Annotated in this window: 13 protein-coding genes and 1 pseudogene; 3 read left to right on the plus strand and 11 right to left on the minus strand. The window is 59.8% G+C overall.

The genetic code is table 11. From position 1 onward, the window contains the following. Positions 1–23: 23 nt before the first annotated feature. From H6955_12940 to cyoA, 6 genes are all read right to left on the minus strand, one after another. Positions 24–3,305 carry an efflux RND transporter permease subunit gene (locus H6955_12940; GenBank protein ID MCP5314461.1) on the minus strand — a complete coding sequence of 1,094 codons (3,282 nt, stop codon included), beginning with the start codon at positions 3,303–3,305 and terminating at the stop codon, positions 24–26. Further along, positions 3,302–4,390: an efflux RND transporter periplasmic adaptor subunit gene (locus tag H6955_12945; GenBank protein MCP5314462.1), complete on the minus strand. Its 1,089-nt coding sequence runs from the start codon at positions 4,388–4,390 to the stop codon at positions 3,302–3,304. Before H6955_12945 ends, H6955_12940 begins: the two co-directional genes overlap by 4 nt. A 480-nt stretch (positions 4,391–4,870) precedes the next feature. Further along, positions 4,871–5,188 (minus strand): cytochrome o ubiquinol oxidase subunit IV, encoded by a 318-nt coding sequence (gene cyoD, locus H6955_12950; protein ID MCP5314463.1) that lies wholly within the window; start codon positions 5,186–5,188, stop codon positions 4,871–4,873. After that, positions 5,188–5,802, minus strand: coding sequence for a cytochrome o ubiquinol oxidase subunit III (gene cyoC / locus H6955_12955; protein MCP5314464.1), 615 nt, complete (start codon positions 5,800–5,802; stop codon positions 5,188–5,190). The genes cyoD and cyoC overlap by 1 nt, the downstream gene beginning before the upstream one ends. Before the next feature lie 3 nt (positions 5,803–5,805). Beyond that, entirely contained in the window at positions 5,806–7,827 is a 2,022-nt protein-coding gene (gene cyoB / locus H6955_12960) for a cytochrome o ubiquinol oxidase subunit I (protein MCP5314465.1), read from the minus strand. A gap of 21 nt (positions 7,828–7,848) precedes the next feature. Next, positions 7,849–8,679, minus strand: a complete 831-nt coding sequence (gene cyoA, locus H6955_12965; protein MCP5314466.1) for a ubiquinol oxidase subunit II — start codon at positions 8,677–8,679, stop codon at positions 7,849–7,851. Positions 8,680–9,118: 439 nt separating this feature from the next. Between cyoA and H6955_12970 the strand changes: the two are divergent. The 3 genes and pseudogenes from H6955_12970 (at position 9,119) to H6955_12980 (ending at position 11,427) form a co-directional block, all read left to right on the plus strand. Further along, positions 9,119–9,622, plus strand: a pseudogene (locus H6955_12970) (DUF1269 domain-containing protein). A 45-nt stretch (positions 9,623–9,667) separates the two neighbouring features. Beyond that, on the plus strand, positions 9,668–11,155 hold the full coding sequence (locus H6955_12975) for an FAD-dependent monooxygenase (GenBank protein MCP5314467.1): 1,488 nt from the start codon (positions 9,668–9,670) through the stop codon (positions 11,153–11,155). Between the two features lie 68 nt (positions 11,156–11,223). Further along, the gene (locus H6955_12980) at positions 11,224–11,427 is read left to right on the plus strand and encodes a hypothetical protein (GenBank protein MCP5314468.1); all 204 of its coding nucleotides are present in this window, start codon (positions 11,224–11,226) and stop codon (positions 11,425–11,427) included. Between the two features lie 82 nt (positions 11,428–11,509). Here H6955_12980 and H6955_12985 read toward each other — a convergent pair whose 3' ends face one another. The 5 genes from H6955_12985 to H6955_13005 all read right to left on the minus strand — a co-directional run bounded on the left by H6955_12985 (position 11,510) and on the right by H6955_13005 (position 16,161). Further along, on the minus strand, positions 11,510–12,094 hold the full coding sequence (locus H6955_12985; GenBank protein MCP5314469.1) for a histidine phosphatase family protein: 585 nt from the start codon (positions 12,092–12,094) through the stop codon (positions 11,510–11,512). A 64-nt stretch (positions 12,095–12,158) separates the two neighbouring features. Further along, positions 12,159–12,713: a DUF308 domain-containing protein gene (locus H6955_12990; GenBank protein ID MCP5314470.1), complete on the minus strand. Its 555-nt coding sequence runs from the start codon at positions 12,711–12,713 to the stop codon at positions 12,159–12,161. A 93-nt stretch (positions 12,714–12,806) separates the two neighbouring features. Next, positions 12,807–14,729, minus strand: coding sequence for a KUP/HAK/KT family potassium transporter (locus tag H6955_12995; protein MCP5314471.1), 1,923 nt, complete (start codon positions 14,727–14,729; stop codon positions 12,807–12,809). Between the two features lie 25 nt (positions 14,730–14,754). Continuing rightward, positions 14,755–15,315 carry a hypothetical protein gene (locus H6955_13000; GenBank protein MCP5314472.1) on the minus strand — a complete coding sequence of 187 codons (561 nt, stop codon included), beginning with the start codon at positions 15,313–15,315 and terminating at the stop codon, positions 14,755–14,757. A gap of 33 nt (positions 15,316–15,348) precedes the next feature. After that, positions 15,349–16,161, minus strand: a complete 813-nt coding sequence (locus tag H6955_13005; GenBank protein ID MCP5314473.1) for a DUF1641 domain-containing protein — start codon at positions 16,159–16,161, stop codon at positions 15,349–15,351. Between the last annotated feature and the right edge of the window lie 9 nt (positions 16,162–16,170).

Consider the following 16,170-nt stretch of genomic DNA (forward strand, 5'->3'; position numbering starts at 1 on the left):
TTCAGACCCCGGACTGGGCGGCGTCACCGAATGTGCTCCTCGACCGATGCCGGCATGCGATACTGCCGGCACTGCGTCAGTGGCCCGCTGGCGCTTACGCAACCCAAGGGCACGACGAACAGCGTGAGCAGGGTGGAGACCAGCACACCGAAGAGCAGCGAGACCGCCATACCCTGGAAAATCGGGTCGGTCACGATGACGATGGAGCCACCAACCAGTGCCAAAGCGGTGATCAGGATGGGGCGGGTGCGGGCCTGACATGCCGCCAGCACTGCATCAGCCGCGGTGGCGCCGCCGGACATCGCGTGGACGGTGAAGTCCACGAGCAAAATGGAGTTGCGCACGATGATCCCCGCCAATGCGATGAAACCAATCATGGAGGTCGCGGTGAACTCGGCGCCCATGATCCAGTGGCCGGGAATGATACCGAGCAGCGTCAGCGGGATAGGCGCCATGATAACCACCGGTATGACGAAGTTATCGAACTCCATGACCAACAGAAAGTAGATCACCAGCAGCGAAACAGCGAAGGCAATGCCCAGGTCGCGGAACGTTTCATAGGTCACGGTCCATTCGCCCGCCCATTCGAAACCGTATGCACCGTCATCCGGGGGAGGTCCGGTCAACGTAGCCGTCAGACGGTTTCCGTCGGGGGCTTCGTAGTTGGCGAGAGCCGCGTCGATCTGTGCCATTGGGTAGATCGGGGAGTCGAGCCGGCCGATCGCGTCGCCGACAACATACTCGAGCGTGCGCAGATCCTTGTGGTAGATGATCGGGTCCTGGACGGAAGCGGCGAACCGTCCCAATTCGATCAGCGGTGCGCTGCCACCCTGGGCGGTCGGCAAAGGCAGATCGCTGAGCTTTTCGACATTGGCACGTGCCGCATAGGGCGTTTCGAGCACGATAAAGGTCGGTTCCAATGCGCCACCGATCTTCGCGTCGCCGACCCTTCTGCCGCCCATGGCGTAGCTCAGTTCATCCGCCAGTTGGCGGTCGGTTATGCCGAGCCGTTGCGCCTTGTCGCGGTCGGGCTCGAATCGCAAAACCGGATACTGTTTTTTCATCGAGTTCTGGACGTCGGCAACCCCCGGAGTGTCGCGAAACAGGTCGGTCAGGTGGCGGCTTGCCGCGCGAATGCCATCGGTCGTTGGCCCGTAGACTTCGGCAACCAGCGTTTGCAGAACCGGCGGTCCGGGTGGCATCTCGACGATGGTGAGTTCGGCGCGACCTCGTTCCGCAATCGGTTGCAGCAGCGGGCGGACGGATTGTGCGATCGCATGACTTGACCTTGCGCGGTCAGCCTTGTCGAGCAGTTGGACGTGGATCTGTGCCTGCCAGGGATTTCGGCGGAGGTAGTAGTGCCGGACCATGCCGTTGAAGTCGTACGGTTCAGCGGTTCCGACATACGACTGGATAGCGAGGATTTCGGGTATCTGCTGCAGCGCATCGACCATCTGTTGGGTCACGCTTATGGTGACGGGCAATGCCGTGCCCGCCGGCATGTCGATAGCGATCGAGAACTCCGACTTGTTGTCATAGGGCAGCATCTTTACGACAACGGCGTGCAACGGGAACAGCGCCAGTGAGCCGAAAAAGGCACCGATCAGTGCCAACAGGAAGAGCCAACGGTACGCCGTTCTCTGGATCATTGGCTTGAGCAAGCATCGAAACAGTTGCAAGGTGCGCGCGCTCATGGCGTGTTCGCGGGCTGCGGAACGCTCGAGCGTTGCGCGTGAAGGACGCAGCCATCGCGTCAGCCAGGGGGTTAGGGCGAAAGCGGCGAACAGCGAGAACAGCATGGCTGTTGAGCCCAGCACCGGGATGGGCTCCATGTAGGGACCCATCATGCCTCGAACGAACGCCATCGGCACCAGCGCGGCGACCACGGTCAGCGTGGCGATGATGGTCGGATTGCCGACCTCGCGTACCGCGTCAATAGCTGTCGCGGTATCGGTGCTGTCGGCCGCGAGCCATCGTCGGTAGATGTTCTCGACCACGACAATCGCATCGTCGACTAGTATTCCTATCGCGAAAATGAACGCGAAAAGACTTACGCGATTGATCGAATAGCCGCCGATGTAGGCGGCAAACACCGTGATCAGGATCACGACAGGAATGACGATCGTCACCACCACTGCCGGCCGCAGGCCCAACGCTACCAGGGTAAGTACACTCACCGCGCCGGTAGCGATGAACAATTTCAGTACCAGTTCGTTGACCTTGTCCTCGGCAGTCTTTCCATAGTCGCGGGTCAACTCTACCTTGACGTTGTCCGGGATCAAGCGACCCTGCAGTTCAGCAATTTTATCGCGTACCCTGTGTGCCACTTCGACGCCGTTGCTGCCGACCTTTTTGGCGATGGCCAGGGTCACCGCGGCGGCGCCGTCGGGTACCGCCGCGCCGGCAGCCGTTCCCTTATACGCGGGCCCCGCGTACTGCTGAACCAGGTGTTGCAGCTCGGCGGGGCCGTCGCTCACTTGGGCGATGTCGCGCAGGTAGACCGGGTTACCATTGTGTAAACCGACGATCAGTCCTGCCAGGTCGTCTGCGTTTTGCAGAAAACCCCCGGCCCAGAGCTCAAAGTATTGGTTGTCGGCCTCAGCCGAGCCGGCTGTTTCGGCGTAATTGGCGCTATGGATCAATTGGGCAATCTGGCCGAGCGACACACCGTAGCTGGCCAGGCGCTCAGGCTGGACAACGACCCGGATCTGCCGCGCGCGCCCGCCGACCACGAAGCCCACGCCGGTGTCCTTTACTTGCTTTATCTCCTGCAGCAGATTGATGGCCAGGGTGCGCAATATGGCATCGTCGACTGCGTTCGACCAAAGCGTGACAGTCACGATGGGAACATCGTCGATCCCTTTTTGTTTGACCAACGGTGGTTCGACACCAGGTGGCATCTTGTCCAGATTGGATTGAAGTTTCTCGTAGACCTTGACGATCGACGGGCCGATCTGCTCGCCGACCTCGAACCGCACGGTGACGAGACCCTCGTCATGCCGGCTTGCCGAGTACACATGCTTCACCCCGGGAATCTCAGCCATGATCCGTTCCAGTGGCTTGACCGCCAGGCCGGCGACCTGTTCCGACGAGGCGCCCGGGTAACGCACGAAGATGTCCACGAGTGGGACCGAGATCTGCGGATCTTCCTGCCGAGGCGCGACGACAAGTCCGATGATGCCTAGCGCCAGAAGGGCCAGCAGCACGAGGGGTGACAGGCGAGAGCTGATAAAGGCACGGGCCAGGAGCCCGGCAATGCCGGGTCGTGCCGGTGCGGCCTTTTTATTGGCGCTGTCATCGGTCACCTTGGCGTACCGGCGGCGTTGGTCGCGTCTGACAGGCTCCGGAGCCTGTCACCGGAACGGATGCCGGGCCTGGGATGGATCAGGATACGCTCACCGGCCTCCAGTCCCGCCAACACCTGCACCGTATCGTCGCCAAGTGTGGCTCCCAGTCGCAACAGCCGTACGCGGACCCGATGACTGGCGTCTACCACGTATACCGTGTCCAGCCCGCCTTCGTGCAGCACGGCGCTGCGTGGTATCGCTAGACCTTTTTGTATCGATTTTCCCAACGTGGGGATTTCGATGGCTGCATACATACCGGCCCGCGCGCTCATGTCAGCGGGCAGGTCGAGTTTGACAGTCACCGTGTGACTCAGCCGATCAGCCGTAGGGTAGATCTTGGCGAGGTTGAGTTCGACCTCCTGTTGTGTCCCGTCTGCGGTCTCTATCCCGCCGTGTAGGCGGTCGCCGGCATGCAAGCCACGGGTCAGGCTTATCGGCAACTGAACGGCGACCTGCAGGCCCTGTGGCGCAGCGAAATCGATGAGCTTATCGCCAGGCTGAACTGTGTCGCCGACCTCGACATACTTTCTGGCGATGAAGCCGTCGAACGGCGCTATGCTCCGCGCATCTCGCAGTTTGGCATCGATCTGTCCGATCTCCGAGAACGCCCGGTCGTAAGCGGCGCGGGCTTCAGCGACACCCGCACCCTGGCGATAGAGGTCGGCAGAGTATCGAGCACCTGGATGTGATAGCCCCATCATCGATGACATCGGGTCGATGAACAGCTTGTCGAACATCGATGGCAGCCCCATGCCGCCAGGTGTCTCATGGATGCGTGGATCGACCAGCTGACGTTGGTACTGCACACCCGCGTTGTTCAGTGCCGCAGCGGCACCGGCCAGCCTTGCCTCAGCGGCTTGTCGTTTAGCGAGCAGGTCAGTGTCACTGAGGCGAGCGAGTAGCTGCCCCTTGCGAAACGGGTCACCCTCAGCGCCGCCCAGCTCGGTTATGCGGCCTGCCAGTTGCGCCGTCAGTGTCACATCGCTCTTCGTAACCACTGTGCCGCCGATACGCAGCCTGCGCTGCAGCTGTTTCGGCTGCACCGTGTGGATCTGTTCCTGTTCAGTGGACGCGGTCGCGGGCTGAGCCGCCACAGGCAGCGAGGATGCCAGTACGACCGCCGAGAGCGCGTATCGCCAACAACGAAGACAAGAGCGGACCTTTGCGGGGCCGGCACGGCTTGTGGCGATGCGACCACGTTGCGATCTTCTGGGCACAGCCGCTCTCCTGAAAGCGATTCGAGGCCTACCTGTCGGGAACGTCAGTTTGCCCGTTTAGGGGGGCGCATCGATGGTAAGACTTCCGTGATCTGCGCCAGGTAGGCGGCGCACGAAACCACGAAGGTCACTGAGCAGCATTTATGCCATTCGCTCGCTATGCCCACAGCGGGTCGCGAAAAGGCTTGAGTCGTATTGCGTGTTCCGAGAATGCTGGTGGTTGGGTCAACAGCCCCACCATGCATGGTGCAAACTCACCGACTTGGACGTACCGGTTCGGTAGGGAGTTCGAGCCGGTCTGGGCGCTTACAGCATCATGTGGCGGTTGAGGTCGAATATTATCCAGAGGGTACCGCCCGCCATGATGAGCAGAATCAATGCGGTAAAAACGATAGCCACGACGAACCAGGTGTTGCGCGGGGAGAAGGTCAGATTCAGGAAGTAGCGCAGGTGTATCAGGATCTGGGCGATGGCAGCGATCGCAATAACGGCGAGGGTGACTGGCTTTGAGAAAATTGCCGCACCGACCAGCACAAAGGATAAGGCAGTGAGTGCGATCGCTGAGACGAATCCAGTCAGGTAGCGCTTCAGATGGGGTGAACGGGCGCTCTTGACACCGGCCATCATAGCATCCCCGGCAGATACACGATTGAGAATATCCCGACCCAGACGATGTCGAGGAAGTGCCAGAATGTGCTCCAGCGTTGCAGCCGCGACTGCACCCAGCTGCTGGGCCCCTTAATGACGATCTGTGCGATCATCACCAGCAGCCAGACGATTCCCACGCTGACATGCAAGCCGTGGGTACCGACCAGCGTGAAAAAGGCGGACAGAAAGCCGCTGCGCTGTGGTCCGGCGCCCTGGTGCAACAATCCCATGAACTCGACGATCTCCATTCCAATGAATCCCAGGCCGAGCGCGAGGGTGACGAGCAACCAGGCCACCGCCGTTCCACCGCGCCGCTGTTGTGCCGACCACGTAGCCAGGCCGCAGGTCAGGCTGCTGGTCAGCAACAGCGTCGTTTCACCCAAGGTATGAGTCAGGTTGAAAAGGGTCTTTCCGCTCGGACCGTCCGCATAGTTGCCGATCATCGTGGCGTAGGTTGCAAATAGCAGCGCGAAAATGACCGCGTCGCTCATCAGGTAGATCCAAAAGCCCAACGCTCTGGTTGCGCGTGTCTCGGCGAACCCGTTCCCCGGTTGAGCGACGATCGCGTCGGTAATGCTGACGTCTGACATGTCTCAGACCTCTTGCGTGGCCGGAGATGAACCGAATCCCGTCGGAGCACGTCCCGCCGCTTCCGCTCGAGGGGCCCTCGCTCGCTCGATGCGCGCCACGGCCTCGGCCGGAATCACATACTCTGTGTGATCGACAAAGCTGCGCGCAACCACGGCTGCGATAATGCCGCAGGCGGCGACGATGGCCAGCCACCAGATATGCCAGATCAGTGCGAAACCGAGTACGAGAGCCCCGCCGCCGATGATGAAACCGATGCCGGTATTTTTCGGCAACAGAATGTCCTGATAGCATTCGGGAGCCGTCGGCGCGGAGCCACGCGCTTTCATATCGAAAAATGCGTCTACGGCGCGCACGTTGGGTATCAAGGCAAAGTTGTAGACCGGTGGCGGTGAGGCAGTGGCCCATTCCAGGGTGCGGCCGTCCCAGGGGTCTCCCGAGGCGTCCGCAAGTTGTTCGCGATTACGTATGCTCACCAGCAGCTGAATCACCAAACAGGCGATTCCCACCATGATCAGCGCCGCGCCAACAGCGGCGGCGATCAGCCAAGGCTGCCACTCGGGGTTGCCATAGTGCTCCATGCGCCTCGGCATGCCCATCAGGCCGAGTACGTATAGCGGTAGGAAAGCGAGGTGGAATCCGATCAGCCAGCTCCAGAAGGCACGTCGGCCCCAGCGCTCGTCGAGACGGAAGCCGAAGGCCTTGGGAAACCAGTACATGTAGCCTGCCAGATAACCGAAAAGGGCACCGGGGATGAGCATGTTGTGGAAATGGGCGACCAGGAATTCGCTGTTGTGCATCATGAAGTCGACCGGCGGTACTGCCAGCATCACACCGGTGGCGCCGCCAATCGCGAACGACGGGATGAACCCCAGGGTCCACAGCATCGGCGTGTCGAAGCGGATCCGCCCGCGGTACATGGTCAGTAGCCAGTCGAACAACTTCACGCCTGTGGGTATCGCGATCAGCATCGTCGCAATGCCGAAGGCGGCATTGACGTTGGCGCCGGCACCCATCGTGAAGAAGTGATGCAACCAGACGGTGAACGACAAAAGTGCGATCGAGATGGTCGCCCAGACCAGTGAGCGATAGCCGAACAGGCGCTTACTCGAAAAAGTCGCGACGACCTCGGAGAACACGCCGAAGGCCGGCAGGATCAGAATGTAGACCTCCGGGTGGCCCCAGATCCAGAACAGGTTGGCGTAGTTCATCATGTTGCCGCCAGCGCCGTTTGTGAAGAAGTGCATTTCGAGGTAGCGGTCCAGCGCCAGCATGGCGGTGACCACGGTCAGAGCGGGGAAGGCAAGCACCATCAGAATGCTGGCGCAAAGGGCGGTCCAGGTGAAAAGCGGCATCCGCATCAGTGTCATGCCGGGGGCGCGGTTTCTCAGGATCGTTACCAGGAAGTTGATCCCGGTCAGGGTGCTTCCGATGCCGCTGATCTGCACTGCCCAGATCCAATAGTCGACACCGACCGTCGGACTGTAGGCGAGTTCGGAGTACGGTGGATACCCGGTCCAGCCGGCGGTGGAAAACTGCCCAATGCCAAGCGACAGCATCACCAGCATGGCGGCAGCTGCTGTAAGCCAGAGGCTGACCGAGTTCAAGAACGGGAAGGCGACATCGCGCGTGCCGATCTGCTGCGGGACCACGATGTTGATCAATCCCGTCAGAAACGGCATCGCCATGAAGAAGATCATGATGGTGCCATGGGCGCTGAAGATCTGGTCAAAATGGTGTGGTGGCAGGTAACCCTGGTCCGGGCCGACGGCCAGAGCCTGCTGCGCGCGCATCATTGCAGCATCAACGAATCCACGCAGCAGCATGACCAGCGCCAGCACGATGTACATGATGCCGATTCGCTTATGATCTACGCTGGTCAGCCATTCGCGCCAGAGGTAGCCCCACTGTCGATACCACGTGATTACGGCACCGATGGCCAGGGCAACCAGGACCATGAACGCGACGGCGCTCATCACGATAAGGTTGGTGTAGGGAATGGCTTCGAGCGTGAGCTTTCCTAGCATGATGCGGATCTCATCTCTGGTTCACTGAGCCTGCGTAGCGGTTGTGAATTGATTGATGATGTGTTTGAACAAACCGTTCTCCACTGATCCAAACCAGTGGACCGGCTCGCGGATGCTGGGACGTGCCAGCGTCTCGAAGTGCACTTGCGTCAACGAGCCACCCCGCTTTTTCACGTCGTTTATCCATGCGTCGAACTCCGCCGCGGGCTTTGCAGTGACTTCGAAGTGTTGATAAGGGAAACCGCGTCCGCTGTACTGCGTGTTCTCGCCGAAAACGGTGCCGGGCCGATCAGCCAGCAGATGCAGCTCAGTGCGCATGCCTGCCATCGCATACACCTGGCCACCGAGCTGCGGGATGAAGAACGAATTCATAACGGTGTTCGACGTGATGTCGAAGCTGACCGGCCGGCCGACCGGGATCACCAGCTGATTCACTGTGGCGATCCCTTGTTGCGGGTAGATGAACAGCCACTTCCAATCCAATGCAACCACCTGTATCGAAAGAGGCGGGATATCCGATTCGATCGGTTTGTAAGGGTTGAGCCGGTGAGTGGATGTCCACGTCAGCCACGCGAGAACCGCAACAATAGCTGCAGGTACCAGCCAAACGATGACATCGAGGCGTGTCGACGACCAGTCGGGCGCATAGTTGGCTTGGATGTTCGTGGCGCGATACCGCCAGGCGAACCAGGCGGTCATCGTGAATACCGGAATCAACACGATCAACATCAGTCCAAACGCGACCAGCATCAGGTCGCGCTCGCGCAATGCGATCGGACCCGATGGGTCCACATCGACTAGATCAGCTGCCATGCAAGCGCCCGCGATCAGCATCAACGGAATGGCTGCCATGATGGCGAGGTGTTCAGGGTCCAGTCCATAGCGCTTTGTTTGTCGGCGGTACATGCGGATGGGAGACCACGCAGTTTCTCTAGAACCTGAGTGTCAGCTACTCAGGAATCATGCCAATCACACGGCATTAAGCGGCCAAGGTATGTCGGGCGCTCATCGGCGATCCAGGGCATGGATTGGTCGCTGTCAACCATTCGCTGCGGGGACTTTGCACCAGAGGCAGCGTTCGGGGATGGCGGTCTCTTACGGTTAGCCCCTGCGCTCGTGCCGAAACCGACAGGCATGTCCTTATCGCAAGGGGGCGGTATGCGAGTACCCACCTCGTGGTACGGATGTTGCTGACGCTTGTATCAGATAAGCCAGTTGACCGAATCGTCGCAGGTGTCGTGCACCGATACAGCGCGAAGGCGGCAATTTCATCCAGAGAGGAGCAGCAACCATGCGTCGCCTTTATTTCTTGGTACCTGATACAAGTACCGCTCGGGACATCGTGCGGGAGCTGTTGCTGGCACGAGTGGAAGAGCGCCATATCCACATTGTCGCGTCACCCGACACGGAGTTGGGTGAACTGCCCGACGCGGGGCCGTTGCAGACCTCCGACTTTGTACCGGCACTCGAGCGCGGTGTGGCGCTCGGCGGAGCTGCGGGTGTGCTTGCTGGACTGACCGCTTTGGCATTTCCCGGCGTCGTAGTGGCCGGCGGCGCAGTGCTCGCGGGCGGCGTGGTGGGTGCTGGCATGGGTTCATGGATCGGTGGCATGGTGGGTCTCGCAGGAGACAATGTCCACATAAAGAGGTTTCAGGATGCAATTGATAGTGGTCAGTTGCTCATCCTCGTTGACGTGCCCAAATAGCATCTAGCGGCAACTGAAGAATTGGTCAAAACGCATCACCCAGCGGCGGATTTCGAGGGAACGGAGCCGAGTGTTCCGCCTTTTCCCTAATTGGCTTAGCAAGCGTTGCACGAATTTGAATTGGAGGTAGAAGGCATGCAGGACACAACAACTGACACCGATGTGCTGATCGTCGGCGCTGGACCGGTAGGACTGTTTCTCGCGAACGAATGTGCGCGCCGGGATTTGAATTGGCAGATCGTTGAAAAAAGACCGGCTCAGTCGGTGCATTCCAAGGCGCTGGCGATCTTCCCGCGGACGCTTGAGATCCTGGATATGGCGGGGCTGGCCGATCCTTTTCTTGCAGCAGCACACCGAGTGACCTCTGTTGAAGTCGCCGCTCATGGCCGTGTACTGGCTCATATGCCATTCACGCCAGAGGAGAGCCCCTATCCATTCATCGCTATGGTACCGCAGAATCGGACCGAGAAACTGCTGGTAGATCAGTTGGCTGAACGGGGCGGTGCTATCGAGTACGAAACGTCTTTCGTTTCTGCCGTCCAACACGCCGACCACGTACGCGTAACTCTGGATCACAACGGTCAACGCCGCGAGCTCACCGTGCGCTTCGTCGTGGGTTGCGACGGTGCGCATAGCGCTGTCCGCCATCATCTGGATCTTCCGTTCGATGGTGCCGAGTACCACGATCAATTTTTGTTGGCGGACATTGAAACAAATGAAGGTCTGCCGGCTGATCAGCTTCAGCTGTGTCCCAACGAAGCCGGCCCGTTGGCTATCTTTCCGATGAGCGCTACGCGCCGTCGAATTGTCGCGACGGTCCGAGAAGCCACTGGCGAGGCGCCGTCGCTGGAACTCGTGCGGCAGATCCTGGAAGAGCGGGCGCCTGCTGGCCTGGAGGCGTACAGCTTGTACTGGAGCAGCTACTTCCGTATTCATCATAGAAATGTCACGCAGCTGCGCTCGGGCAGATTCTTCCTTGCCGGCGATGCCGCACATATTCACAGCCCGTTTGGTGGCCAGGGAATGAACACCGGTTTGCATGACGCCTGGAATCTGGTCTGGAAGCTCGATTTGTTCTTGAAGGGGAAAGGCAACGAGCAACTGCTCGATAGCTATAGCACGGAGCGCCTTCCCGTGATCAAGCATGTCGTTGAGATCACGGATTTCCTGACCAGGGCGATGGCGACACCCAGTAAGTTCGCCCAGTCGCTACGCGATACGGTGATTCCTATGGTGTCGCGGCTGGTGCCATTCCAACATGCCTTTGTGGAGGTGTTGTCCGAACTGGGTGTCTCATACCACGGGAGCCCTATTGTTGAAGGACCAGGCAAGCGCTACCTAGATGACTCCATGCGCGGTGGTGATGGCATCGGGAGCCGCTTCCTTCTCTTGCTTGGCCGAGACGTTGATTCGTTAATTGCGGAGAAAGCAGGAAGAATCGCCGAAGCGCTTGAAGGTGCTGTCGCAATCCGTTCGGCGCCAGGTCGGGGCGTCATGTTGGTTCGGCCTGATGGCTACATAGCTTTCTCAAAACGTGATGCTGTCGACATGTCGGATCTGACATCGGTGCGGATACTGTTGGAAGTTCAGGTATCGCCAGCGAAGCGCATGGCCATCGCCTAGTGGGCCGATTCGCACCGTCGCAGACCACGAACAATTGACGATTGGAGAATCTGGTGTCGAAAGAAGGTATGAGTAAGATGGAAGACTTCGAGATGGACAAGCGGCGTCGCGAGTTGGATCAGGATGTTGAGCAGTTGGTAGACAAGTACCTGAGAGTCTTCGAATGGGAGATACCGGAAACGGACGAGCCCCGTGCAAAGCGTTTGATCATCGAGGAGATCCGGCAGGCACTAGACCGGCTCCTGGCCGGCCAGCGAGAGCATTCCGGTTGAGATGACGTTGCATCCCGAATGCCACGCATCTCAGGTTGATCGCCGCGTGTTGACGAGAAATGCCAGGTGACACATTCTTTGTTCAGTCGCACCAGGTCTGGGTAAGGTTCCACAGCCGGATAACCCGGGTCTCGTGTTCATGACCGAGAATCGAGACCGAGGCCGGGTCGAGCGCAAGCAGCCGGCCGGCGTCGGGTTCCAGCCCCAGCCACTTCGCCGTCAGGATACGGAGCAGGTGCGCGTGTGCGAACAGCAGCGTACGGCCTTTCTCTGTTGCGGCCCGATCGATGACGCGTTTGGCGCGTATGCCCACTTGCTGCAGGGTCTCCCCACCTTCGATCTCTGCAGTCCAGGTGCTGAAAGCGGGTTGCGAAATTCGGATCTCGTCGGTCGTGAGGCCTTCGTACACGCCGTAGTCCCACTCGAGCAAGTCGGTCATTAGATCGAACCTGTCGTTGAACCCAGCCTGGTCAGCGGTGTCCTGGGCGCGTGAAAGCGGACTGCACCAGACGCGGTCGAATACCTGTTTGCTCAGTAGTGGCGCGAGCCGTAGCGCCTGTTCCCGGCCGTGCGCTGTGAGGCGTACGTCGCTGCGACCCGTGTGCCGTCCGGCTTGCGACCAATCGGTTTCGCCGTGGCGTATCATCCATATCTCGATTTGACCCATAGGCTGTTCTCCGGACTGATGATTGTTTGACGTACCCGACAGAGCAACAGCCGTACGATCGAAACTACGACGAGTCCCGGGAGCTGTGCCGATGTCGCAGTGACCATCCGATCATGACCAGCGCCCAGCCATCGAGAACCAGGCTAATGGCAGCGAATAGACCGACGGTCCACAACGAGGACTGCGGCCAACCCCATAGCACCGCGATCAGTAGAAGAACGTCTGCTATGCCATTGGCAACCATCCAGCGTCTACCAGGCCCTTTGCGGTCCTGACGCACGATCGAAAAACTGGCAACGGCATCCATTGCCAGGTACACGGCGACCAGCAGCGCAACGCTGGCGATACCGGCGAACGGCTCGTAGGCAACCAAGCCACCGGCGAGGAGAAGCGCAAGGGGCTTGATCCAGTCGACCCAGCTAGCGCCATGTTTAGCACTATGCCAAGCCCACAGCACACCACCGCTGATCATCATGACCGCGACAAGCATGATGGTGAATTCGGACATTGCAATGGGCATCAGCGCGCCAAGGAAGCCAGTGACGAGCAGCGCTACGCCGATCCAGATCGAATGGGCGCCGAATCTTTCTACGGCGTTTGAAAGGTCAAGTCGTGTCACGTTACCGCCTCCATGGTTGAAAGTGTTTGACTGACTGAAGAAGCGATCGATGGCCAGCCGATTTGGGTCTGTAAGTCTCGTCAATTCGCCGCCTCATGGTGATGGGTGCGCGTAGTCGACGGGTAAGGCCTGATTGACTGATTGATCGCGTGAACATCCCAGAGTCGTGCCGATTTCTACGAGCTCATGCTCGGGAACGCCGAGATGGCGTGCAATGCCTGGGCTGTTGCGAACCAGAAAGTCAAACAGTCTCGAACGCCATGCGCCGGGCGTGCCCGCGCCAGTCTGGCCAAGGCGGATACGGCTGACGAAAATGCTCAAGTCACCCGCACCCACAGGGTAGGCGCTTTGATTGAGTAGTGATCGAACGGTCGCAAAGGTTGGCCGCTCCATGTACCCGGTACGGAAGATGACCGAGAAGAAACCGCGCCCCAGTTTGTCAATACTGAGCTTTTGATCAAGCGGAACGCGCGGGCGGTCTTGCACATCAATGGCGAGCAGATAGTTTTCGCGGTGCAGAATGCGGTTGTGGCGAAAGTTCTTTGCCAGACTCAGCGGCACAATAGCCGGGTCGTGGGTCAGGAATAATGCGGTGCCATCGGCGCGTCCCGCCGCGGTTACCGCCGCGTCTGCGAGAAACTCCTTGATGCTGGGGGACAGCCACTGCCGGTTCTCCCGGACCCGCTGCTGTCCCCAGTGCCAGGCCAGCATGACCAAGAGCAACAGGCCGCCGATGATCAGAACAACCACGGCGCCAGATGCAAGTTTGAACAGCAAAGCACCGAGAAAGGTCATATCCATGCTCAGAAGAAGGCTGCCCAGGGCGAGGGTGCCTGGCAGGCGATGATCAAGGACGGTGCGGAAATAGCGCAGATACAGCAGTGACGTGATCAATGTGACACCACCGATGGCAAGTCCATAGGCGCCGGCCAGCGAATCGGGTGATTGAAACAGAAGCACGAGCGCCAGGGCGCCGCTCATCAATAACCAGTTTGCCGTGGGCACGTATACCTGACCCTCCTGCAATGCCGAAGTATGTGTCAGTTGCAGGCGCGGGAAGTAGTCCAGTTCGACAAGTTGCTTGAACAGTGAAAACGCGCCGGTTATCACGGCCTGAGATGCGATAACGGTTGCTATCGTGGCCAATAGTAGCAATGGCGCGACCGCTGACGGCGGCGCCATGGCAAAGAAGGAATTGACCGGGTGATATGCGTTGCTCAGAAGCAGGGCGCCCTGTCCGAAATAGTTTAGAAGCAGCGATGGCCAGACGAGGTACCACCATGTGTGGCGGATCGGCGTTCGACCGAAGTGCCCCAGGTCTGCGTACAGGGCTTCCGAGCCCGTGACGACGAGGAATATCGAGCCAAGTATCAGGAAGGGTTCCCATCCCCCGGCGGAAAGAAATGCGAAGGCATAGCGAGGGTCGACGGCTTGTAACACGGAGGGTGCCTTGAGTATCCATGCCAGACCCAGGCCGCCGATCGTCACAAACCACAATGCCATCGTCGGCCCAAATAGGGCACCGATCGTGGCGGTACCGTGTCGTTGCACTAAGAACAACGACAATAGAATCAACCCAGCTATTTGCGGCACATAAGGTTCGACACGCGGTGAGATCAGTTCGAGCCCCTGCACTGCGCTCAGGACGGAGATGGCCGGGGTCAACATGCTGTCGGCAATCAGGAGCGCGCTCGCGATTACACCTAACAGCAACCAGCGCGAGCGGCGCCCGCTTTGGCCCTTGCCCAACAGTGTTGCCAGTGCGATAACGCCGCCGTCACCGTCATGGTCCGCCTTGATCACGAAAACCATGTATTTCATCGTGACGATGAGCAGTAGCGACCAGAAGACCAGTGACAGAATTCCCAGGATGTTAGCAGCCGAGGTGTCGATACCGCTGTCCGGTGAGAAGACGACGTTCATGGTGTAAATTGGGCTGGTGCCGATGTCGCCGAAGACCACCCCGAGCGCTGCCAGTGCGACAGAGTCGCGCCATTTTGGCCGCCCCAGTTTCACAGCGGTCTCCCGTACGATCCGGCATTCATGGCAGGAACCCGTCCATCACGCGAAACGGTCGTCGCATAATGGCGGTACTCGCATTGATGCCACCGACCTCCGCGCGGAGGGCGTTCATCTCGGCGCCCATGGAGATCACTGCATGGCCGATTCTGCCAACGTCCTGTTGCATCGCCGGCAGGCTGCGCATGGGTGCCTCGATCGCCAACATGCCCTGTTCGATCTGTCCCAGACCTTCGACGATGCGATGGGTGTCCGCACCGATCTCCGCCACGGCCGCATGCATTCCGGCAACGCTCGCGGTCATTCGTTGCATCTGCTGCGACATGGTCTGCATATGCGAGTCCATTTGATCGATTAGGTGATACATCAATCCGCCGGCCAGCACAGCAATCAGGCCGAGTAGAACCACGCTCCACCGCAGACGCTGGGTGAAGTGCGCCTCGATACGTTCGCGACGTTCGAGGTCTGTATGCAGGTCTAGCATCAGCTCACGCAGCACCGCCCGGGTCTCGGCGGAGACCCTGGGATCACGGCCTTCGACGTCGATCCGCTGCTCGAGGGTGCTTGAAGAATCGGCAGCCATGGTAAGTAGGCCTAGGAGCCCGATGGCGGCCGGTCAGCAGGTTCCGCCGTCTTCGAGATAGCTGGGTAGCACGGCCAGTGTTCGTAGGCCGCGTTGGACCTCGGGGTCGCGCATCAGGTGCAGCAGTCCTGAAAGGCCACCCAAGTGGTCGGCATCGCCGGCGGCGTCGTCCATGGCGGCCTGCACGCCATGCAGCAGTTTGCGCGCGCGCTCCGGCAGATTGGCGGCTCCGCCGATCCCGCTGCCGGCCAGGCTGCCCAGAAGACGCTGTTGTTCACGGTCTTCGAGATAGTCGCTGATGTCGCGTAACCAAACGAGAGTGCCGTTTCGGTGGAGGTGGCCGAGCGTCTGCATCGCTTCTTTGATGCTTTCACCCAGGGCCTCCCTTTGAGCGAATTCTGCCGCGTCGACGCTCCAGCGCACGGCTGGTCCGGCCAGGTGATCGGCAGCGTACTCGCTGAACAGCTCTGCCTTGTCCAGCAGCCGGTGCAGACGTTTCAGGTCATTTTGCAGATCGGCCAGCGGAAGGGCATTGAGTTGTGTCGGTGAACCCTTGAGCAGCGGGGCGAGCAGGCGGATGCTGTCGGCCATCAGGTCGGCATTGTCTCCAATCTGTTTCAACAGCCCGCTTGCGCGCAAGGCTTCGGCCGTGTCCAGCACGGCCTCCAGTAACTGCCCCAGATCATACCGGGAGGCCAGTTCCATCGACCGGTTGACGGTGCCCGTCACGGGCCCGGCGAACGGTCCGCTCATGGCGTTGACCAGGTCGGCCAGGCGTGCAAGCCCCTGCCATTGTTCTTCACTCAACGTAGGAGGGCCAGCAGGAGAGGCATGCGTATCGTTCATGATCCCCTC

The sequence above is a fragment of the Chromatiaceae bacterium genome, from assembly GCA_024235395.1.
In the GTDB taxonomy this organism is placed as follows: domain Bacteria; phylum Pseudomonadota; class Gammaproteobacteria; order Chromatiales; family Chromatiaceae; genus Thiosocius.

Coding starts and splice junctions, on each gene's coding strand:
- cyoD (MCP5314463.1), bottom strand. CDS start 5,188: ATGGCCGGTGTCAAGAGCGCCCGTTCACCCCATCTGAAGCGCTACCTG.
- cyoC (MCP5314464.1), bottom strand. CDS start 5,802: ATGTCAGACGTCAGCATTACCGACGCGATCGTCGCTCAACCGGGGAAC.
- cyoB (MCP5314465.1), bottom strand. CDS start 7,827: ATGCTAGGAAAGCTCACGCTCGAAGCCATTCCCTACACCAACCTTATC.
- cyoA (MCP5314466.1), bottom strand. CDS start 8,679: ATGGCAGCCATTCCGTTGATGCTGATCGCGGGCGCTTGCATGGCAGCT.
- H6955_12975 (MCP5314467.1), top strand. CDS start 9,668: ATGCAGGACACAACAACTGACACCGATGTGCTGATCGTCGGCGCTGGA.
- H6955_12980 (MCP5314468.1), top strand. CDS start 11,224: ATGAGTAAGATGGAAGACTTCGAGATGGACAAGCGGCGTCGCGAGTTG.
- H6955_12985 (MCP5314469.1), bottom strand. CDS start 12,094: ATGGGTCAAATCGAGATATGGATGATACGCCACGGCGAAACCGATTGG.
- H6955_13000 (MCP5314472.1), bottom strand. CDS start 15,315: ATGGCTGCCGATTCTTCAAGCACCCTCGAGCAGCGGATCGACGTCGAA.
- H6955_13005 (MCP5314473.1), bottom strand. CDS start 16,161: ATGAACGATACGCATGCCTCTCCTGCTGGCCCTCCTACGTTGAGTGAA.